Raw genomic sequence first — 19,798 nt, 5'->3', positions numbered from 1 at the left:
CCTGGCCCGGTTCGTTGGCCTGTCCTGGATATTGCGGTTGCACTGAGATTCTCCGGTCCTCAGTCATTCCTCCGCTGCACAAACGCTGACCATCGCACAGGGCAACGACATCCTGTCGCTCGACCCGGCCAATCACGGTAATAACAGCACCGAGACGGCGCTGGTGAATCTCTACGACTATCTGGTCGACAAGGATTTCAGCCAGGGACAATTGCGTTTCACGCCGCGCCTTGCGGTGTCCTGGAGCAGCGACGACAACATCCACTGGACGATCAGGCTGCGCGACGACGTCTACTGGCATAACGGCGACAAGTTCACGGCGCAGGACGTCAAGTTCACGATCGAACGCTCCCAGCAGGACAAGAAGCTGATCAGCTCTGCCAAGTTCCGCCGCATCAAGACGGTCGAGGCGCCGGACGACACCACTCTCAAGATCGAGACCGACGGGCCGGACACGCTGCTGCTGCATGCCTTCGTCGGCAACGGCGCCGGCATCCTGCCCAAGGCCGCCTTCGAAAAGGCCGGCGGGCGGGAGGAGTTCTTCAAGCAGCCGGTCGGTACCGGCCCCTATCTCTTCAAGCGCTGGGTCAAGTCTGACCGCCTCGTCCTGGCGAAGAACCCGCGCTGGTGGGGCGGCACGCCGAAATGGGACGACGTCGTCATCCGCGCCATTCCCGAGACGAGCACGCGCGTGGCCGAGCTCCTGACCGGCGGCGTCGATATCGCCGTCAACATCCCGCCGGAGGACATCGCGCGCCTGAACGACAACAAGGGCACGCGCGCCATCACCTTCGACATCGCGCGCAACCTCGCCCTGCATGTCCGCACCGGCAAGGACCGTGTCACCGGCGATCCGCGGGTCCGTAAGGCGATCGACCTCGCCATAGACCGTGATGCGATCGTGAAGCAGGTTCTGGAGGGGCATGGCGCGCCGACGCGCGGCTTCTTCCCGCCTGCCATCCTCGGCTTCGCGCCGGACTTGAGCCGCGCGATCCGCTTCGACCCCGAGCAGGCGAAGGCCCTGCTGCGCGAGGCCGGCTTCTCCAGCAGCAAGCGCCCCGCGATCAGGATCAGCACGCCGAGCGGCCGCTATGTGAAGGACCGCGAGATCGTCGAGGCTGTGGCCGGCTATCTCGAGGATGTCGGCTTTCGCGCGCAGGTCGAGGTGCTCGACTGGACCGTCTACAACAACAAGCTGGTCGGGGACCCGGCGCCGCAGCTGCATTTGTCGCTGATCCTCGGCGCCGCCTTCGGCTTCGTGATCCAGCGTTCGCGCTTCTGCTTCCTCTGCATCTGGCGCGACTGGCTGGACCGGCGCGACCCGCGCGGCCTGCTCGGCATCGTCACGGCGCTGGCCGTGGGCATCACCGGCTACACGCTGATCTTCGGCGCCTGGCTGCCGGACCCGTCGGGCACGCGCCTGCCGCCGACGGCCCATATCGGGCCGGTCAGCCTCGCGCTCGTGCTTGCGGGGCTGGCCTTCGGGGCAGGGATGGCGCTCTCGGGCTCCTGCCTCAGCGCCCATCTCTACCGTCTCGGCGAAGGCTCGCCGACCGCGCCCTTCGCCCTGATCGGCGCCGTCGGCGGGTTCATCCTGGGCTTTCAAAGCTGGAATGGGCTCTATCTCTGGACGATCGCGGGAGCTCCAGTGCCGTGGCTGCCGCGCCATCTCGGCTATGGCGGTGCGCTGATCGCGTCGCTCGCCGTTCTGGCCTGGTTTGCCCTGCGCAAGGGCAGATTCCCCCAACAGCCGGAGCCCTCGCGCGATCCTCTCGTCGCCATCTTCCGGCAGCGCTGGCCGGCCTGGCTGGGCGGGCTGTCCGTCGGCCTGATCGGTGTTGCCGCCTATCTGCGCCTGTCCCCGCTCGGCGTGACCGCCGAGATCGGCTCGCGCTCGCGCCAGCTTGCCGGCGCCTTCGAGCTACTGCCTTCGCGGCTCGAACGGCTCGACAGCTTCCGTGGCTGCGCCACGGTTATCCGTGACGCCCTGCTGACGCCGAACGGCTTGTTCATCGCCGGCATCGTCGCAGCCGCGCTGATCGCGGCACTCGCCGCGGGCGAGTTCAAGCCGCGTTGACCGACGATCGGTCAGGCGCTACGCGGATTGACCGGGGGCGTCCTGCTGGGCTGGGGTACCGTCATTGGCCTCGGCTGCACCGTCGGCACGCTGCTCTCAGGCATCTCGGCCAGCGCGCTCTCGGGTTGGGTCTTCGCTCTGGCTCTCGGCGTCGGCGCTACGGCCACACTCAGGCTCGGGCGCCGGGCCGGATTACCGCTTTGAATCCAAAAAATCAGCCATGGCGTTGATGCTCGTCGGCGGCCTTGGTCGCTGTGACCTGACCGAGGGCCGGCAACAGCCGGCCCAGTTGATCCAAGCTTGTCTCAACCGATCCTGATGCGCAGCAGCGGGCCTACGGAGCCATCACGCCACGTCAAGGTTTAGGCTGCCCTCGAACGCCCGTCGCACCGCCGATGGAGCGGATCGCGGTCGGGATGAGTTCTTACCGTAGGACGGCGATGAAAGGACGAGCCGCCTGTCCAAGTGCGTCGTCAGCGATGATGAGCAAGCCAATCAGCGCAGGTAGTGGATATGCGGCCTTAGATGATGCGGAGATGTCTCGATGCGGGCCTCGACCGAAAAGACATCGCTCAGGAGGGCTTCGGTGATCACGGCATCCGGAGCACCGGACGCCACGATCTTGCCCTTCTGCATGACGATGACCGCGTCGCAGAACATGGCGGCGTGATTGAGATCATGCAGGGCGACGACGCTGGTGATCGGCAGGCTCGCGACAAGCTTCAGCACGCCGATCTGGTGCTGGATGTCGAGATGGTTGGTCGGCTCGTCCAGGATCAGCTCGGTCGGCGTCTGCGCAAGCGCCCTGGCGATATGCGTGCGCTGTTTCTCGCCGCCCGACAGGCTCTGCCAGCGATCGCCGCGCCGGTCCTGCAGGCCGGCGCGCAGGAGCGCCTCATCCACGGCGCGGTCGTCGGCATGGGTCCAGCGCGATAGCCAGGAGCGGTGCGGGAACCGGCCGAGCCGGACGATGTCGGCGATGCGGAGATTGGCGCTTGTGGTCGCGTGCTGCTCGACGAAGGCGACGCGGCGTGCCACGGCCCTGGCGCCCAGCGACGCGAGGTCGCTGCCGTCGAGCAGCACGCGGCCCGATTGCGGGCGCTTCAGGCCGGTCAGCAGGCGCAGCAGCGAGGTTTTGCCGGAACCGTTGGGACCGAGCAGGCCGAGCATCCGGCCGGGCTCCGCGGAGAAGGAGACGCCGTCGACGATCGTCTTGCTTCCGATTCGCCAGACCAGGTTCTCTGCCGTGATGCTCATGAGGCGCGCTGCAAGCGGTAGAGGATGATCGAGAAGAACGGCACGCCGACGAGCGCCGTGACGACGCCGATCGGCAGCACCTGCTGCGGGATCAGCGCGCGCGAAGCGACATCCGCCAGCACCATGAAGACCGCGCCGATCAGCATGCAGGCCGGTAGCAACCGCACATGAAGGGGGCCGACCAGCGCACGCGCCGTATGCGGCACGATCAGGCCGACGAACCCGATGGAGCCGACCATGCTGACGATGGTCGCGGTCATCATCGCGGTGAGGGCGAAGAGCACGATCCGGGCCCGGTCGACATTGACGCCGAGGGAGGCCGCCGTCTCGTCGCCGAAGGCGAAGGTGTCGAGCGTCCTGGCATAGCAGAGGCAGGCGATAAGCCCGATGCTGACGACGACGGAAACCAGCATGAATTCCGGCCAGCGCACGCCGCCGAAACTGCCGAGCAGCCAGAACATGACGTCGCGCGCCTGCTGGGCGTTGCCGGATGTCGTGACGATATAGGAGGTCGTGGCGTTGAAGAGCTGAGACGCCGCCACGCCCGCCAGGATCGTGCGATCGGCGCCGCCGCGCGTGCCGTTCGAGAGCAGGGCCACGAAGCAGAACGCCGCGAAGGCTCCGAGGAAGGCGCCTCCGGACAGCGACAGGACGCCACCGCCAAGGCCCAGGATGATGATGGCGACCGCGCCCGTCGATGCGCCCGCCGAGATGCCGAGCACATAGGGCTCCGCCAGCGGGTTACGCAGCAGCGATTGCATGATCGCGCCGGACAATGCGAGGCCGGCACCGCAGAAGGCCGCGACCAGCGCGCGGCTCAACCGGTAATCCCAGATCACCGTCTCGTAGACGCGGTCGATCTCAACCGCTGTCCAGCCGAGCCGGTTGGTGACCGCGGTGAAGGTCGTGCCGAGCGGGATCGGCAGGTCGCCGATGCCGGTGCTGAGCCCGATGGCAAGGCCGATCGCCAACAGCGATGCCAGCATCAGGCCGGCAAAGGCTGTCTTGCCTTCGAGGGCGCCGTTTCCGGAGGTCACTTGAGCTGGCCGAGCGCTTTCAATTGCTGCGCCACCTGCTCGGCGCCATAGATCGTGCGGACGGTCGGGTTCATCGCCTGGCCGTCCATGATCACGATCGCCTTGTTCCTGACGGCCGCGAGCTGGCTGACGGCGGGGTCCGTGGTCAGGAACTTGATCTTGGCCTCCGGCTTGTCGAGTTCCCAGCGGTTACGATCGAGGCTGGCGACGACGATGACGTCCGGCTTCGCGGCGATGATGCCTTCCCAGCCCAGCGTCGGCCACTCGGCCTCGGCGCCGATGGCATTGCGCCCGCCGAGCAGGTCCGCGATGAAGCCGGAGGCACCGTTCTTGCCGCCGAGATAGGCATCGGCGGAGGGGGAGGGGCTGGAGAACCAGAAGACATAGGAGAGCTTCTTGTCGCCCGGTGTCACGCTGGCACGGAGCGCCGCCTCGCGCGCCTTGAAATCGGCGATCAGGGCTTGGCCGCGATCCGCGACATCGAAGATCCGCGAGAGCTCGTCGATCTCCTGGTAGAGCACCTCCATGCTCCAGAGCTGGGCGCGGCTGCCATAGGCGTCCTTGCTGCCCTTGGTCTCCAGGCAGGTGCTGGGCGAGAGATAGCTGGGAACGCCGACGCGCTCGAAATCCTCGCGCTTGGCGACCTTGCTGCTCGGGCCAAGCAGCGTGGGCAGGGCCGCGGCGACGAAATCGGGCCGCTCGGCGAGCATGCTCTCGAAGGTGGGGAACTCCACGGTCAGGAGCTTCACCTTCGCATTGGCTTCGGCGAGTTGCGGCAGGACCTTGCTCGGCCAGAAGGCCGTGCCCACCATCCGGTCCTGCAGTCCGAGCAGCAGCATGATCTCGGCGCTGTTCTGGCCGAGCCCGATGGCGCGTTGCGGCGCTTTCTGGAAGGTGACCTTCGCCCCGCAATTATCGAGCGTCAGGGGGTAATTCGTCGGAGCTGCCGCAAGCGGATTCGTCAGAGCACCTGCGGCGCAAACCGCAAGCGCGACAAGGAGCGATTTGAAGTGGCTCACGCGCAATATCCGGGAAATGTTGTCTGTGCGGCGTGTTCTTAATGACCTCGCGCGGAAAGGGCCAGTCGAGGAGCCAACATTATAAATATTCTAAATTATTGAGTCGCTTTACTTCGGTTCACGCTGACTATCGACAGTTATCATTTCAGCCCCGGCCGCCCCAATGTCAGGCGACGATCGCGGTCGTGGCCGGAGCGCTTCATCGAGCGCAGCCAGCTCCTCGGCCATTTGGGCCCGAAGCCATAGCGCCACCCGTTCGACCAGAGGATTGAGCGGTCTTGATCGCGGCGCGATCAGGCTGTGGTGCTGCCCCGTGCGGATGATCAGGTCAGATGCGGGCACCAGGGTTCCCTTCAGCAAGGCGCTCGAGGCCACGCTGAGCCAGCCGAGCGCGATGCCTTCCCCGTTCAGCGCGGCCTGCAGGATGACGGAGTAGTCCGTGAATTCGTGCCAGACGCCTTTCGAGCTGCTGCGACGGGCGACATTGCCCCATTCCCGCGCCCATTTGGGCATCGCATGGTCCGTGAGCCACAAGAAGACATGCCCTGATCCGTCCCCCGTGTGATCGAGCGTGCCGCGCGCTTTCAGATAGGCCGGGCTGCAGACGGGGAAGATGATCTCCGGCGCGAAGAGCCAGCAATGATAGCGCGTGTCGTCTTCGATGATACGCGTCGCCAGATCCACATTGTCGGGAATGCCGCGCAGGACCCCTGGGATGAGGTCGAAGCGGATATCGATCTGCGGAAAGGCCGCATGGAATTCGCCCAGCCGCGGCAACAGCCAATGGGCCACGAACGAGCTGGACATGGACAGCGTGACGACGGGCTTCGTCGCAGTCTGCCGCTGCCGGATCGCCTGGATCGCATCGGCGATGCGCCCGGCGGCTTCTCCGACGACGCCGAAGAGATCGCGGCCGTCCGCGGTCAGTTCGAGCCCGCGCGCCCGCCGCTCGAAGAGCCGGGCGCCTACCGCTGCTTCCAGCTCGGCGACGCTGCGGCTGACGGAGGGCTGGCTGACGTTGAACTCCACGGCCGCGGCCGTGAAGCTGCCGGTGCGGGCCGCGGCCTCGAAAACCAGAAGTCCGCGCGCGGAGGGAATAAGGCGGGAGAGCTGAGCCATACGCTCAGCGTATGCTTCTCCCAAGGTTTTTCAATCTGGTCCGGTTCCAGATTTGCCACCACGATCGCTAGGCCTGCTCGATCCTGATGCGCTCTCGTGCTCGCAAAGTAGAAGACACCAGTTGCCCCGCTCCGGTTCGACCACAGGGAAGCCATTCGATGAGCGCAACGGTTGCCATCCCGGATCGGCCCCTCGGCACGCCGCGCGACCCGCTGCTCGAACCGTTCGCCATCAAGAAGCTCAGGCTTCGCAACCGCATCGTCAGCACCAGCCACGCCTCGATGCTGGACGATGGCGGCCTGCCGCTCGAACGATACCAGCGCTATCACGAGGAAAAGGCCCGTGGCGGCCTTGCCATGACGATGATCGGTGGCTCGGCGATGACATCGCCGGATTCGAGCTGGGGCGGCGGCCAGCTCGACCTTTCCAGTGACCGGATCATTCCGCATCTCACGGCACTGTCCAACCGCATTCACGGCCATGGTGCAGCCGTGATGTGCCAGGTGTCGCATCTCGGCCGCCGCGCGACCTCTTATGCCTCGAACTGGCTCCCGGCACTGGCGCCGTCGCGCGTCAGGGAAACGCGCAACCGCAATTTCCCGAAGGAGATGGACGATGCGGATATCGCGCGCATCATCCGGGATTATGCCGATGCCGCGTTGCGCTGCATGGAAGGCGGGCTCGACGGTATCGAGACGGTGACCGGCGGCCATCTCATCGGCCAGTTCCTGTCACCGCGCACCAACAAGCGCACCGACGGTCTCGGTGGCTCGCCGGAGAACCGGGCGCGTTTCGGGCTCATGATCCATGAGGCGATCCGCAAGCGTGTCGGCGACGAGGCGATCGTCGGCATCCGCTTCGTGATCGACGAAGGCGTGGCCGATGGTTCCGATTTCGAGGATTGCCTGCAGCTCGCGGGGATTTTCGAGCGCGAAGGCCATATCGACTATTTCAACTGCATCTACGGCCGCATGGACACAGATCTCGCGCTGGCTGAGGACAACATGCCCGGCCTGTTCCAGCGCAACGCGCCCTATCTCGCTTCGGTGGCGGAGTTTCGGCGCGAGACGAATCTGCCCCTGATCCATGCCGGCGGCATTCGCGATGTCGCGACGGCGCGCCACACCATCCGCGAGGGCGTCGTCGACCTCGTCGGCATGACCCGCGCCCATATCGCCGACCCGCATCTGGTCCAGAAGATCAGGCGCGGGGAGGAGGAGCGGATCAGGCCTTGCGTCGGCGCCTCCTACTGCCTCTACAAGAAGGTCAACTGCATCCATAACGCCGCCAGCGGGCGCGAAACCGTGCTCGGCCATGAGGTCGCGCTGGCCTCGCGGCGGCTGAAGGCCGTGGTGGTCGGCGGCGGGCCGGCAGGCCTCGAAGCCGCCCGTGTCTGCGCCGAGCGGGGGCATTCGGTCGTGCTCTTTGAGGCTGCCGCGAAGCTCGGCGGGCAGTTGCTCGTTGCCACCGCTGCCGAGGAGCGTCGCGACCTGATCGGCATCGTCGACTGGCGCGTCGCGGAGCTGGAGCGGCTCGGCGTCGATGTCCGGGTGAACTGTTATGCGGAGGCCGACACCGTTCGTGTCGAGGCACCGGATCTTGTGATCGTCGCCACCGGCGGCATTCCGGATACCGACTGGTTCGAAGGCTCGGAGCTGTGCGACAGCGTCTGGGACGTGCTGACCGGCACGGTGCCGGGCAAGAGCGATGTGCTCGTCTATGACGGAACCGGGCGTCAGGCAGCGGCGTCCTGCGCCTTGCAGATCGCCCGGCAAGGCCGGTCGGTCAGTCTGGCTACGCCCGACGACGCGCTGGCCATCGAGATGTCCTATATCGACAAGTCGAGCTTCCGGAAGCGCTTCGCCGAACTCGGCATCCGCGCGCTTGTCGATGTCAGGCTGGAGAAGGTCGAGCGCCGGGGCAACGCCTTGCAGGCCACGTTCCGCAATGAGCTGACGGGGGCGGAAAGCCTGGTCGAGGCCAGCCAGATCGTCGTGGAACACGGCACATTGCCGGCCGTCGGGATCTATCACGAATTGCGGCAGTTCTCGGACAATGACGGTGTGACCGATATCGCGTTCATGCTGGGGAGCGAGGAGGCGGCAACCCCCGCGCCGGGGAGCTTCCTCTTGCACCGCATCGGCGACGCCGTATCGAGCCGCGATCTCTATTCGGCGATCTACGAGGCCTACCGGCTCTGCTCCAAGCTCTGAGCTGCCGGCGATTTCAAGCCGCGGCGGGGCTGCGGCCGCTCTCTGCGTTGGCGAAGCGCTCGATCCGGAAGTCGTGGAGCGGGATATCCGTCGTGCCCGTCGCGATCAGTTCGGCCATCGTGTCGCCGACGCCCGGGCCGATCTGGAAGCCGTGCCCGCTGAAGCCGAAGGCATGGAACAGCCCCGGCGTGGTGCCGGACGGCCCCATGACCGGCAGCATGTCGGCCAGATAGCCCTCGCAGCCCGACCAGGTGCGGATCACCGAGACCTTCTCCAGGGCCGGCAGGAGCTGCCTGAGAGCGCGGAGCTGCGCCGGCAGCCGTGCGGGATCGGCCTTGGCGTGACCGGGATCGAGGGGCACGTCGACACGTTCGGCCGCGCCGCCGAAGACGATGTTGCCGCGCTCGACCTGACGGAAATAGGCGTCCGTCCCGTGGCGGCGGGTCCAGATGCCGACAACCGGCAGGATGCGATGGGGCAGGGGCTCGGTGACACCCATTTGCGGGCCGCGCGGGGTGAGGGGAACCGGCTCGCCGAATTGCGCGGCGATCCGCATCCCCCAGGCGCCGGCAGTGTTGAGCAGCTTCGCTGCCTCTAACACCCCCTTCGACGTAGAAACGCGGAAGCCGGATTCTGTCTTCTCGATGCTGCCGACTTCGCATTCCTCGACGATTTCCGCGCCGAGCCGCCTTGCGGCCTCTGTGAAGGCCGGCGCGATCAGGCGCGGATTGCCGGAGCCATCCTGCGGGGAAAAGGAGGCCGCGATCGCTCCGGGACCGAGGCCGGGAAAACGCGCCCGGATCTCGTTGGCGCCGAGTTCCTCGAGTTCGAGCCCCCAGGGCCGCGCGGTATCGGCATAGGCGCGCATATCCGCCAGCGCGTCCTCTTCGAAAATCAGCCGGAGGTGGCCGGTCGCGCGGAACTCGACGTCGCGGCCGAGCAGGCGCTCCGCATCGCCCCAGAGTGCACGCGAGCGATGCGCTAGCGGCAGTTGCGTGAGGTGACGTCCGGTCCGGCGGATATTGCCGAAGGAGGCGACGGTGGCGCCCGTTCCGACGCGGTTGCGTTCGATCAGCGTGACCTTGAGGCCGCGCCGTCTCAGGAAGAAGGTTGCCGCGGTCCCCATCAGGCCGCCGCCGAGCACGATCACATCCATGTCCAGCCTCTTGCCGCAGAGGCGGCAGATCTCCATGCGATCGAACCTGACGTGGGCATGCAGAGCCGTCAAAGACGCGATGGCCGGCAGGCCATAAGTCCAGCCTATGGTCCTGCCCCGCATGTCTCTTGGACCGCGTCGCGGCTTCCATGCCAGCTTCCAGCCACCAGCAAGAGGAGCGGACATGGACGGCGGAACTGTGCCGAGTGCGGACTGGAAGGTCGGCGTCGATATCGGCGGCACCTTCATCGATTTCTGCGCGCTCGAGACGCGTTCGGGTCAGGTCGCGTCGTTGAAGGTCTTGACGACGCCGGACGATCCGGGCGCCGAGCTGATGACAGGTCTCTCGCTGCTGGCCGAGCGCGAAGGCCTCGATCCGACGGCGGTCACCCGCTTCGTCCATGGCACGACGGTCGGCGTGAACACCATCATCCAGCGCAAGGGCGCGCCGCTGGCGCTCTTCACCAATGCCGGCTTCGAGGACGTGATCGAGCTGGCGCGACTGCGCATGCCCGAGACCTATTCGTTGTTCTGCAGCCGCCCCGAGCAGCTCATCACCCGCGACCGGGTGTTCGGCATCCCGGCCCGGATGCGCTCGGACGGGCGCGAGACGGTAAAGCCCGATCTCGCTGTCGTTGCAGCGGCTGTTGCTTCGGCAAAAGCGCGCGGAGCCGTCGGCATCGTCATCGCCTTCCTGCACGCCTGGCGCGACGGCGCGCAGGAGGAAGCCGTGAAGGCGGAGATCGCGCGGCTGGCTCCGGAACTCTTCGTGTTCACCTCGGCCGAGGTCTGGCCGGTGATCCGCGAATACGAGCGGACGACGACGGCGATCCTCAACGCCTATGTGCATCCGCGCATCGCCGGCTACCTGACCGCGCTGGAGCAGCGGCTGGCGGATCGTGGCGTGCCGGCACGCGCGCTCCTGACCAAGTCGAACGGCGGCGTGATGAACGCTGCGGAGGGCAAGCGCGCCTGCGTCTCCATGCTGCTCTCCGGCACGGCTTCGGGCGTCATCGGCGCGACCTGGTTCGCCCGGCAGGCTGGCGAGAAGCGCGTGCTGACGCTCGACATCGGCGGCACCTCCGCCGATTTTGCCCTGATCATCGACGGCGAGCCCCAATACGGCACCGGCGAGATGATCGGCGAATTCCCGCTCTATATCCCCTCCGTCTCGGTCAGCTCGATCGGCATCGGCGGCGGCTCGATCGCGACCGTCGACGGGCAGGGCGTGCTGCGGGTCGGGCCGGAATCGGCCGGCTCGACGCCTGGACCGGCCTGCTACGGGCGCGGTGGCGAGCAGGCGACCGTCACCGATGCCATGGTGGTCTGCGGTTGGCTTGGCCATAGCGAGATGGCCTACGGCCAGCTGAAGATGGATGCTGGCCTTGCCCGCGCCTCCGTCGGGCGCCTGGCCGCGAAGCTGGGCCGGTCCCTCGACGACACCGCGCAGGCGATCCTCGACATCGCCGTCTCCGAGATGTTCGTCGAGGTTGAGAAGCTGTCGTCCCGAGCCGGTGTCGACCTCAAGGATTTCACGCTGATGCCCTTCGGCGGCGGCGGCCCGATGCTCGGCGCCTTCCTTGCGCGAGAACTCGGCATGACCAGGCTGCTGGCGCCGCGTCGGCCGGGTGTCGTCTCGGCGCTTGGCGGGCTCGTCGCCGATCTGCGCGGTGATTTCGTCCGCACGCTCTTCGCGGAGCTCACGGCTTCGGTGCTGCCGCAGTTGAAGGCGGCGGCTGCGGCCATGGTCCAGGAAGGGCGCAACTGGCTGGCGGCCCAGGGCCATGTCGGCCCGGCCGATCTCAGGTTCTCCGCGGATATGCGCTATGTCGGCCAGAGCTACGAGATCGAGGTTCCCCTGCAGCCGGCCTGGCTTGAAGCCGGTGACCCGGCGGCCATTGCCCGCGAGTTTCACCAGACACATCAGCGCATCTACGACTTCGACGACCCTGATGGCCGCATCGAGATCGTCAACCTGCGCCTCTCCGCCATCGGCGCTGGTCCTGCGCTCTCGTTTCCGGAAACAGCGGAGACCGATGCGCCCGCGAGCCCGGAATGCGAGCTGACGATCCATACGGGCGGAAACCGAAAGCCCGTCGGCCTCTACCGCCGCGCCGACCTGCCGCCCGGCAGCCGTTTCGCCGGCCCTGCCGTCGTCGCCCAGGAGGATACCACGGTTGCCATTCCTGCCGGTGCCACCGCGCGAGTCGACGGCCATCTCAACCTTCATCTGACTTTCGCGGAGTAATGCCGATGTTCGACCGGATGAAGCTTCAGGTGCTCGCCAACCATGCCCGCGCCGCTGCCGAGAACATGGCGCATACGCTGCACCGCACGGCCCATTCCGCCTTCGTCAAGGAGACGGAGGACTTCACGGTCATGCTGATCAGCCGCAGCGGCGACACCTTCGCGGTGCCGATGGAGCTGGGCGCGACCTGGTATCCCGGCCTGTCCTGGGCGCCGGCGCTGGCGATGGTCCAAGACTACAAGCCGGGTGACGTCGCCTTCACCAACGATCCCTATTCCTGCTTCGTCGCCACCCATGCGCCCGACACACATCTCTGGAAGCCGGTCTTCCATGAGGGCGAGATCGTCGCCTGGACGGGCGGCCATATCCACAACACCGACATGGGCGGTGCGGTGCCGGCCTCGCTCTCGCGGGCGCTGACCGAGATCCATCAGGAGGGCATCCGCTTCCCGCCGATGAAGCTCGTCAACGAAGGCGTCTTCGACGAGCAGATCCTCAGGATCATGACGACCAATGTCCGCAAGCCGGACCTGAACATCGGCGACATCAAGGCGCTGGTTGGCGCGCTCAACACCGGCGAGCGCAAGGTGCTGGCCATGATCGAGAAGTTCGGGCGCGAGGGGTTCCTCGGCGGCGTCGAGGCACTGCTCGACCAGGCCGAGGCGCAGGCGCGCGAGGTGCTGCGCGGCATGCCTGATGGCACCTGGGAGTTCGCCGATTATGCCGACGAGGATTCGGTCGAGGCCAATCCCTGCCGCCTGAAGCTCAAGCTCACCATCCGCGGTGACGAGGCGGTGCTGGATTTCACCGGCTCCGACCCGCAGCTCGCCTCCTCGCTCAATGTGCCGAGCGGTGGCAATCCGCGCCACACGATCCTGCTCGTCGGGGTCTATTACGTCCTTTACACGCTGAACCCGAAGATTCTGCTCAATACCGGGCTGACGCGCGCCTTCACCTGCATCGCGCCGGAAGGAACAGTGCTGAACCCGGTCTTCCCCGCGGCGGTCGGGATGCGCTCGCTGACCTGCGCGCGGTTGCGCTCGGTGATCTTCGGCGCGTTCTCGCAGGCGGTGCCGGAGCGGTTGCCCGCCGCGCCCGCCGGCAACAACTGCATCGTCAACGTCATGACCACAGACGAGCGCACGAGCCGGACCGTTATCGCCGCGGTCAACCCGGTGGTGGGCGGCGGTGGCGGCATGCCGCATCGCGACGGCACCAACGGCTCCGGGGCCGATGCCGCCTATCTCAAGAACACGCCGATCGAGATTACCGAGACCGAGACGCCGGTGGAGTTCGTCAAATATGGGCTGGCCAAGGACAGCGGTGGCGCCGGGCGCTGGCGCGGTGGGCTTGCCACCGAAATGGCGTTCCGTGTCTTCGCGCCGGACAGTCGCATCACCGCCCGCAACCGCGACCGCAGCTTCTTCCGGCCCTGGGGCGTGCTGGGCGGGAGGGCAGCGGGCCTTTCCGACATGGTGGTCAATCCCGGCCAGCCGGAGGAGCGGCGGCTCGGCAATATCGACACCGCCGTCCTGCAGCCCGGCGACGTGCTCGAGATCCGCTCGGCCGGCGGCGGGGGGCGAGGGCATCCCTTCGACAGGGAAGCCTGGCGCGTCGCCGAGGATGTCGTGCGCGGCTATGTCTCTCGGGAAGCGGCGGAGCGAGAGTACGGCGTCGTCATGCAGGGCGAAGCGTTGGATGAGGCCGCGACGAAGGCGCGGCGCGCCGACCGCTCGCCGGTACCCGGTCATTTCCATTTCGGCCCGGAGCGCGAGGGCTACGAAGCCCAATGGACGCGGGACGCCTATGACAGGCTGACGGCCTTGCTTGCCGGCCTCCCGATCCATTGGCGCTTCTTCGCCAAGACGGAGATATTCCGCCGCATGAAGGGCAGGGCCGGCGCGCGTGGCGTGGATGAGGCATTTGCCGCGGCCAAGCTGCGGTTTCCCGAGATGCCGGAGCCGCGGCTGGTCCATGCCGAGGCCGCCGAATGAGCATGGCCGCGAGCGCAGGGGCTGGCCGTCTGGTCCGATTGGCCGAAGTCGATCGCGTCCCGCTGCGTTTCTTCCTCGACGGAGCCGAGCGGCAGGCACTGACCGGCGACACCGTGCTCAGCGCTGTCCTCTCGGTTGCGTCGGCTTTGCGCCGCTCCGAATTCGGGCCTGAAGCCCGTGCCGGCTTCTGTCTGATGGGAGCCTGCCAGGATTGCTGGATCTGGCAGGAGAATGGCCCGCGGCTGCGGGCATGCTCGACGCCTCTCGCCGAGGGCATGCGACTCCTCTCCGGCGCTCCGGGCGATTGGCCATGAGTGCGGGAGAAAAGCCCCGCGTGGTCGTCGTCGGGGCCGGGCCGGCCGGCATCCGGGCCGCCGAGACGCTGGTCGCCGGGGGCCTGACACCCGTCGTCATCGACGAGGGCGAGCGCGCCGGCGGCCAGATCTATCGCCGGCCGCCGCAGGGCTTCACGCGCCCGCCTGAGGCCCTTTACGGTTCAGAGGCCGCAAAGGCGGTCGCGCTGCACCAGACGTTCGATACCTTGGCCGCGGCAGGTCGCATCGTTCATCATGCCCGCAGTTCTGTCGTCGCCATTGCAGACGGCCGGCTGCAGGTCCTCGACGGGGCGGGTTCGCGCTGGGTTCCCTATGACCGCCTGATCCTCGCGACCGGTGCGATGGATCGCGTCATGCCTGTGCCGGGTTGGGAGAATGCCGGCGTCTACGGGCTCGGCGCGATGCAGATCGCGTTGAAGGCGCAAGGGGCCGCCTTGGGGCGGTGCATCGTACTGGCAGGATCGGGGCCACTGCTCACCCTGCTCGCGGTGCAATTGCTGAAAGCCGGCGGGCAGGTCGCGGCGGTACTCGATACCGCATCCATGCGCCAGCAATTGCGCGGCTTCTCCGGTCTCTCGGCGCGGCCGCTCTTTGCCCTGCGTGGGCTGATGATGCGCCGGCGCCTGGCCGGGATCTATCATGCCGGCGTCCGGCTGGATCGCATCGAGGCGGATGAGCGTGGCCCGACGGCCGTGCTCTGGCGCGACGAAGCGGGGCGGAGCCAGCGCACGCCCTGCGATGCGGTCGGGCTCGGCTGGCATCTGCGGGCGGAGACCCGTCTCGCGGACCTGGCCGGCTGCGACTTCGCCTATGACGAGACCTGGCGGCAATGGCTGCCGAAGGCCGATGCCATGGGGCGGGCGGCATCTGGCGTCTATCTCGCCGGCGACGGGCTCAGGATTCTTGGCGCCGACGGAGCCGAGATCGCGGGGCGGCTCGCCGCCGCGGCCTGCCTGCAGGATCTTGGCCTGCAGGCGCCGGACATGGCCGCGGATCGGCGCAGGCTGGCCCGGTTCGGCCGCTTCGCGCGCGGCGTTGCCGCAGCCTTTCCCTGGCCGGCCGAGACGGCGGCTGGACTGCCTGACGAGACGGTGGTCTGCCGCTGCGAGGGCGTGACGGCCGGTGAGTTACGCAAAACCGTCGATTTCGGTGGCGGTGAGGTCAATCGCGCCAAATCGCTCGGACGTACCGGGATGGGGCGCTGCCAGGGGCGCTATTGCGAACTGGCCGCAGCGGAGATCGTTGCCGGCAGCGCGGGTTATGCCGATGCGGTTGCGGCGGGCCGGCTACGTGGACAGGCTCCGGTGAGGCCTGCCCCGATCTCCGCTCTGATTCAGGATGCTGCTACAGGCGGATAGCGCTGCCTGTTCAGGTGCCGCTTGAGCGATTGAGGTCCCGGCAAGCCGCGCGAAGGCAATCGCGCATCAATTCATGGCTGGCCGAGAGCGGCCGGTCGTTGCTGGTAAGGATGGCGACAGGCACTTCGATCCGGGGCTCGAACGGCCGGGTGACGACGCCGTTGAACTGTTCCCAGGGCAAGAGGCTGTCGACGATGGCAATGCCGAGCCCGTCGCGCACATAGGGCAGCGCCGTGATCGACAGGTCGATCTCGATCGCTGGCGCATAGGCGAAGTCCTCTGCTTCGGCAGAGGCGGCCAGCAGGCGCCCCGGCAAGGTATCGGCGCGGTAGGAGATCAGGGTTTCGTCGCTGATATCGGCGAAGCGGACGCGGTCGAGCGCGGCCAGCCGATGCCCGGCCGAGACGACGCAGACCAGCGTGGCGCGCCCGACCGTCTCGGCATGGATGCCGGCATGGGGCAGATTGTTCATGGCGATGCCGAGGGACACTTCGCCATTGCGCAGCATCTCGACGATGGAGGTCTGCGAGGCGATCAGCGAGCGCACCACGATCTCGGGGTGGGCTTCGCGGAACGTTGTCAGGGCGCGCGGCACGATCGACATGGAGGGCGGGGCCGAGGCCGCGAGCCGAACGAGCCCGGTGCGGCCATGGCGCATGTCGACCGTGCGGCGCCGTAATGCATCGAGCTCGCCGAAGATGTGCTCGGCCTGGGAGTAGAGCTCCTCGGCCTCCTGCGTCGGCACCAGCCGCCCGCGCACGCGGTTGAACAGCTTGAAGCCGAGCTGATCCTCGGCGTGCAGGAGGATCTGGCTCAGGGCCGGCTGCGAGATATTGAGCATCGCAGCCGCGCCGGTGACGGTGCCGCAGCGCATCAGCGTGCAGAAGACTTCGAGTTGGCGCGCCCGCATCTGTCGTCCCATCAACCGCGATAGCGCAGACATCGCCGCCGCCGGCGCCGATGTCCAGACGCAAGCGCCGCCGGGCTTTCTCCCGCTCTATCGCTGGTCCCAGCGATCCCGCATTTCGTAGAAGAGCACGGCGAGCGGCAGGAACCACGGCTTGCCATTGTAAAGCGGACAGCTGCGGAAGGGCAGGTCGGCATAGGCGCTCGGCGCATCCGTGCTGCCGAGCATGCGCTGCGCGATCTTGTGGCCGAACCAGCTCGCTCGCGCGATGCCGGTGCCGCTGTAGCCGCAGGCGAAGAAGACGCCCTCCTGCCCGCCGAGATGGGGCAGTGCGGGGACGCGCGCTCGAGACCCCACTTCTTCAGGATCGTGCCGAAGCGGCCGTCCTTCTTCATGCTCGCGCGGCTGGCATTGATCTTCGCCAGAAGCTCGGGATTGCCCTGCTTGACGGCGAAGTTGATCGGGCCCGGAACGGATGGCTTGTAGGACTTGACCAGTCGCAATTGCGGGAAGCGGCCCTGCGCGAGGTTCTAGGCCAGGATCGGATAGTCGCCGATGCCGGCGTCGAGGCGGCCGTTGGAAACGTCGCGCAGGATATCGGGCAGGCTGTCATAGGCGCTCACCTCGACCGGCGCGCCCGATGCCTTGAGGGCGTCGATATAGCGGGTGCCGATCTGGGCGCCGACCTTCTTGCCCTTGAGATCCTCGAAGCCGACATGGTCCTTGGCGTCGCCTGACGGGAGCACCAGGCCCTCGCCACAGGCGTAGGGCATCCTGGCTGAAGTCGACGACCTTGGCACGCTCCGGCGAGCCGTACACGGCGGCCGAGATGATATCGATCTTGCCGGAGGTCAGGGAGGCGATCAGCAGTCGAGAACTGCATCGGCCGAATCTCGACCTTGAAGCCGGAATCCTTGCCGATCTCCTCGATGACATCCACCATCATCCCATGCAGCATCCGTACCTGCTCGAGAGAACGACAAGACGAGTTCGTGTCGGTCCCATAAGACGGACTTATGCGGTCCGATGCGGGCAGAGACCCTCCTAGAATTCCGCCACCTTGCCGAAGGCGGAACCTTCCAGTCGCTCGGGCCGATAAGGCTTGGGGTCGACGATCGGTTTCGCGCCCGTGACGATATCCGCGATCATGTGGCCGGCGCCCGGGCCGATGCCGAAGCCATGGCCGCTGAAGCCGGCTGCGAGGATGAAGCCGGGTAGCCCGGCGAGTTCGCCGATGGCGGGCACGCCGTCCGGCGTCGAGTCGATGTAGCCAGCCCAGCGCGCCGCGACCGGCACGGATTTGAGGCCCGGCAGCAGGGCCTGGGCACGCGCATGGGTCTCGGCGATCTGGCGCGGGTCGGGCGTCGGGTCGAGGATGCGCCTCGCCTCCATCGGCGTCGGCGCGTCGAGCTTCCAGCGCGCAAGCGTTTCGTGGCCGGATTTCCAGCCTTCGAGCCCGCCGATGGCGAGGCTGCGCCAGCGCCGCAGGAACATCGGCACGAACTGGGATGCGAAGCGCAGTTGCTGCGGCGTGGGGTCGACGCGGGCTCCGCCGCTGATCGCCAGCGTGCAGCCGCCGTCACTCCGACGCGTCACCGAAACTGCAGCCGTATGCAGCGCATCCGGCAGGCCGACCGCGCCGGGCTCAACGGACAAAATCGACGACCGTACAGAGGATTGTGGAAAACGGATGCCGTATTGGTTGAGGAAAGAGGAGGCCCAGGCGCCGCCGGCATGAATGACCGTTCCTGTGCGGATCGTGCCCTTCTCGGTCACGACGGCCGAGACACGTCCGCCTGTCGTCTCGAGGCCTCGAGCGGCACAGAATTGATGCACGCTGCCGCCGGCCTTGAGGATGCCGCGCGCGATCACCGGTGCGGCGCGGGCGGGGTCGGCGGTGCCGTCGGTCGGCGAGAATACGCCGCCCCTCCAGCGCTTGCCGGTGGCGCTGCCACGATCCGAGGCTTCCTCAGCGGAGAGCATATGGGTGACGATGCCTGCGCCGGCGGCGAAGTCGCGCCATTTCGCCCAGGCGGAAAGCTGCACATCGTCATCGCTCAGATAGAGCAGGCCACAGCGCCGGAAGCCGAGATCCTCGCCAATCTCTTCAGCGAAACGGTCCCAGAGCGTGAGGCTTTCGGTCGCCATCGGCAGCTCGCGGGCATCGCGATTCTGCTGCCGGCACCAGCCCCAGTTGCGGCTCGACTGCTCGGCGCCGATGCGCCCCTTCTCGACGAGCGCGACCTTCAGGCCGCGGCGCGCGAGATAGTAGCCGGCGCAGACGCCGACGATGCCGCCGCCGATGACGACGACATCGGCACGATCAGGCAGGGCGGGGCTGGTTTCGATCTCGAATAGTGGCGCCGGCATCACGGTCTCCTTGCGGAGGCCAGACTATCTGCCGGTCGGCGGGCATGTGCGCCGCAGATCGGATCGCTGCGGCATTTTCTTCGGTTTAGGCAGGCCAATTCTGCCATCGCCTGCGCCCGGCACCTGTTAGACACTGCGCATCGTTCGCGGCATGATCTGCTGCGGAGCGTCGGGCCGGAAGGCGCGGCATGGCCATAAGTCGATCGAGGGGAACACCCATGAAGCTTGACCAGATCGACATCAAGATCCTCTACGAGCTGCAGAAGAACGGCCGGATCACCAATGTCGAGCTGGCCGAGCTGGTGAATTTGTCGCCGAGCCCCTGCCTGATGCGCGTCAAGAAGCTGCAGCAGGACGGCTACATCACCGGCTATTCCGCCCGCATCAATGTCGGCAAGCTCGGCCAGACTCTGACGGTCTTCACCGAGGTGACGCTCAAGAACCACCGGCAGATCGATTTCGCGCGCTTCCTGGCGGCAATCGAAAAGCTCGACCAGGTGATCGAGTGCCATCTGGTCTCGGGTGGCTACGACTATCTGGTCAAGTTCGTGACCAGCGGCATCATCGAGTACCAGACGCTGATGGAGCGGCTGATCGACCTCGATATCGGCATCGACAAGTATTTCAGCTTCGTCGTGCTGAAATCGCCGATCGTGAAGCCGCATATGCCGCTGACCAGCCTGTTCCCGGTCGCGACAACGACCTGAA

Annotated in this window: 15 protein-coding genes and 1 pseudogene; 7 read left to right on the top strand and 9 right to left on the bottom strand. The window is 66.9% G+C overall.

Annotated features, from left to right (window positions below; translation table 11 throughout):
- The first annotated feature begins 163 nt into the window (after positions 1 to 163).
- A pseudogene (locus ACODTJ_RS14670) lies at positions 164 to 2,281 on the top strand (ABC transporter substrate-binding protein).
- Positions 2,282 to 2,572: 291 nt separating this feature from the next.
- On the opposite strand, the gene ACODTJ_RS14665 reads toward ACODTJ_RS14670, so the two are convergent.
- From ACODTJ_RS14665 to ACODTJ_RS14650, 4 genes are all read right to left on the bottom strand, one after another.
- Complete coding sequence (locus ACODTJ_RS14665) at positions 2,573 to 3,334, bottom strand: ABC transporter ATP-binding protein (protein ID WP_454656914.1); 762 nt, start codon at positions 3,332 to 3,334, stop codon at positions 2,573 to 2,575.
- Complete coding sequence (locus tag ACODTJ_RS14660) at positions 3,331 to 4,320, bottom strand: FecCD family ABC transporter permease (protein WP_454658994.1); 990 nt, start codon at positions 4,318 to 4,320, stop codon at positions 3,331 to 3,333. Before ACODTJ_RS14660 ends, ACODTJ_RS14665 begins: the two co-directional genes overlap by 4 nt.
- Before the next feature lie 47 nt (positions 4,321 to 4,367).
- A complete protein-coding gene (locus ACODTJ_RS14655) occupies positions 4,368 to 5,390 on the bottom strand; it encodes an ABC transporter substrate-binding protein (RefSeq protein ID WP_454656915.1) in 1,023 nt (340 codons plus the stop codon).
- A gap of 108 nt (positions 5,391 to 5,498) precedes the next feature.
- Positions 5,499 to 6,509: a LysR substrate-binding domain-containing protein gene (locus ACODTJ_RS14650; protein WP_454656916.1), complete on the bottom strand. Its 1,011-nt coding sequence runs from the start codon at positions 6,507 to 6,509 to the stop codon at positions 5,499 to 5,501.
- 158 nt (positions 6,510 to 6,667) lie between these two features.
- Here ACODTJ_RS14650 and ACODTJ_RS14645 point away from each other — a divergent pair, with 158 nt between their 5' ends.
- Positions 6,668 to 8,722: an oxidoreductase gene (locus tag ACODTJ_RS14645; RefSeq protein WP_488849229.1), complete on the top strand. Its 2,055-nt coding sequence runs from the start codon at positions 6,668 to 6,670 to the stop codon at positions 8,720 to 8,722.
- Between the two features lie 13 nt (positions 8,723 to 8,735).
- Here ACODTJ_RS14645 and ACODTJ_RS14640 read toward each other — a convergent pair whose 3' ends face one another.
- A complete protein-coding gene (locus tag ACODTJ_RS14640) occupies positions 8,736 to 9,878 on the bottom strand; it encodes an NAD(P)/FAD-dependent oxidoreductase (RefSeq protein WP_488849282.1) in 1,143 nt (380 codons plus the stop codon).
- Positions 9,879 to 10,062: 184 nt separating this feature from the next.
- Between ACODTJ_RS14640 and ACODTJ_RS14635 the strand changes: the two genes are divergently transcribed.
- From ACODTJ_RS14635 to ACODTJ_RS14620, 4 genes are read left to right on the top strand one after another with little or no spacing between them, the layout of a single operon-like run.
- Entirely contained in the window at positions 10,063 to 12,126 is a 2,064-nt protein-coding gene (locus tag ACODTJ_RS14635) for a hydantoinase/oxoprolinase family protein (protein WP_454656919.1), read from the top strand.
- 5 nt (positions 12,127 to 12,131) lie between these two features.
- Entirely contained in the window at positions 12,132 to 14,120 is a 1,989-nt protein-coding gene (locus ACODTJ_RS14630; RefSeq protein WP_454656920.1) for a hydantoinase B/oxoprolinase family protein, read from the top strand.
- Positions 14,117 to 14,434 carry a (2Fe-2S)-binding protein gene (locus tag ACODTJ_RS14625; protein ID WP_454656921.1) on the top strand — a complete coding sequence of 106 codons (318 nt, stop codon included), beginning with the start codon at positions 14,117 to 14,119 and terminating at the stop codon, positions 14,432 to 14,434. The genes ACODTJ_RS14630 and ACODTJ_RS14625 overlap by 4 nt, the downstream gene beginning before the upstream one ends.
- Positions 14,431 to 15,813, top strand: coding sequence for an FAD/NAD(P)-dependent oxidoreductase (locus ACODTJ_RS14620; RefSeq protein WP_454656922.1), 1,383 nt, complete (start codon positions 14,431 to 14,433; stop codon positions 15,811 to 15,813). Before ACODTJ_RS14625 ends, ACODTJ_RS14620 begins: the two co-directional genes overlap by 4 nt.
- Before the next feature lie 10 nt (positions 15,814 to 15,823).
- Here ACODTJ_RS14620 and ACODTJ_RS14615 read toward each other — a convergent pair whose 3' ends face one another.
- The 4 genes from ACODTJ_RS14615 to ACODTJ_RS14600 form a co-directional block, all read right to left on the bottom strand.
- The gene (locus ACODTJ_RS14615) at positions 15,824 to 16,723 is read right to left on the bottom strand and encodes a LysR family transcriptional regulator (protein ID WP_454656923.1); all 900 of its coding nucleotides are present in this window, start codon (positions 16,721 to 16,723) and stop codon (positions 15,824 to 15,826) included.
- A gap of 87 nt (positions 16,724 to 16,810) precedes the next feature.
- Positions 16,811 to 17,077, bottom strand: a complete 267-nt coding sequence (locus ACODTJ_RS14610) for a hypothetical protein (RefSeq protein ID WP_454656924.1) — start codon at positions 17,075 to 17,077, stop codon at positions 16,811 to 16,813.
- A gap of 173 nt (positions 17,078 to 17,250) precedes the next feature.
- A complete protein-coding gene (locus ACODTJ_RS14605) occupies positions 17,251 to 17,493 on the bottom strand; it encodes a type 2 periplasmic-binding domain-containing protein (RefSeq protein ID WP_454656925.1) in 243 nt (80 codons plus the stop codon).
- Positions 17,494 to 17,764: 271 nt separating this feature from the next.
- Positions 17,765 to 19,090, bottom strand: a complete 1,326-nt coding sequence (locus tag ACODTJ_RS14600) for an NAD(P)/FAD-dependent oxidoreductase (RefSeq protein WP_488849226.1) — start codon at positions 19,088 to 19,090, stop codon at positions 17,765 to 17,767.
- A gap of 218 nt (positions 19,091 to 19,308) precedes the next feature.
- On the opposite strand from ACODTJ_RS14600, the gene ACODTJ_RS14595 reads away from it, so the two are divergent.
- Positions 19,309 to 19,797 carry an Lrp/AsnC family transcriptional regulator gene (locus ACODTJ_RS14595; RefSeq protein ID WP_454656927.1) on the top strand — a complete coding sequence of 163 codons (489 nt, stop codon included), beginning with the start codon at positions 19,309 to 19,311 and terminating at the stop codon, positions 19,795 to 19,797.
- Position 19,798: the final 1 nt, after the last annotated feature.

The organism is Allobosea sp. FG18, from assembly GCF_057809495.1.
Note: the sequence above shows the minus strand (reverse complement) of the source record. Positions and strands in the feature narration are given on the sequence as shown.

Coding starts and splice junctions, on each gene's coding strand:
- ACODTJ_RS14600 (WP_488849226.1), bottom strand. CDS start 19,090: ATGCCGGCGCCACTATTCGAGATCGAAACCAGCCCCGCCCTGCCTGAT.
- ACODTJ_RS14615 (WP_454656923.1), bottom strand. CDS start 16,723: ATGCGGGCGCGCCAACTCGAAGTCTTCTGCACGCTGATGCGCTGCGGC.
- ACODTJ_RS14625 (WP_454656921.1), top strand. CDS start 14,117: ATGAGCATGGCCGCGAGCGCAGGGGCTGGCCGTCTGGTCCGATTGGCC.
- ACODTJ_RS14635 (WP_454656919.1), top strand. CDS start 10,063: ATGGACGGCGGAACTGTGCCGAGTGCGGACTGGAAGGTCGGCGTCGAT.
- ACODTJ_RS14605 (WP_454656925.1), bottom strand. CDS start 17,493: ATGCCCTACGCCTGTGGCGAGGGCCTGGTGCTCCCGTCAGGCGACGCC.
- ACODTJ_RS14595 (WP_454656927.1), top strand. CDS start 19,309: ATGAAGCTTGACCAGATCGACATCAAGATCCTCTACGAGCTGCAGAAG.
- ACODTJ_RS14630 (WP_454656920.1), top strand. CDS start 12,132: ATGTTCGACCGGATGAAGCTTCAGGTGCTCGCCAACCATGCCCGCGCC.
- ACODTJ_RS14650 (WP_454656916.1), bottom strand. CDS start 6,509: ATGGCTCAGCTCTCCCGCCTTATTCCCTCCGCGCGCGGACTTCTGGTT.
- ACODTJ_RS14640 (WP_488849282.1), bottom strand. CDS start 9,878: ATGGATGTGATCGTGCTCGGCGGCGGCCTGATGGGGACCGCGGCAACC.
- ACODTJ_RS14665 (WP_454656914.1), bottom strand. CDS start 3,334: ATGAGCATCACGGCAGAGAACCTGGTCTGGCGAATCGGAAGCAAGACG.
- ACODTJ_RS14645 (WP_488849229.1), top strand. CDS start 6,668: ATGAGCGCAACGGTTGCCATCCCGGATCGGCCCCTCGGCACGCCGCGC.
- ACODTJ_RS14620 (WP_454656922.1), top strand. CDS start 14,431: ATGAGTGCGGGAGAAAAGCCCCGCGTGGTCGTCGTCGGGGCCGGGCCG.
- ACODTJ_RS14660 (WP_454658994.1), bottom strand. CDS start 4,320: ATGCTGGCATCGCTGTTGGCGATCGGCCTTGCCATCGGGCTCAGCACC.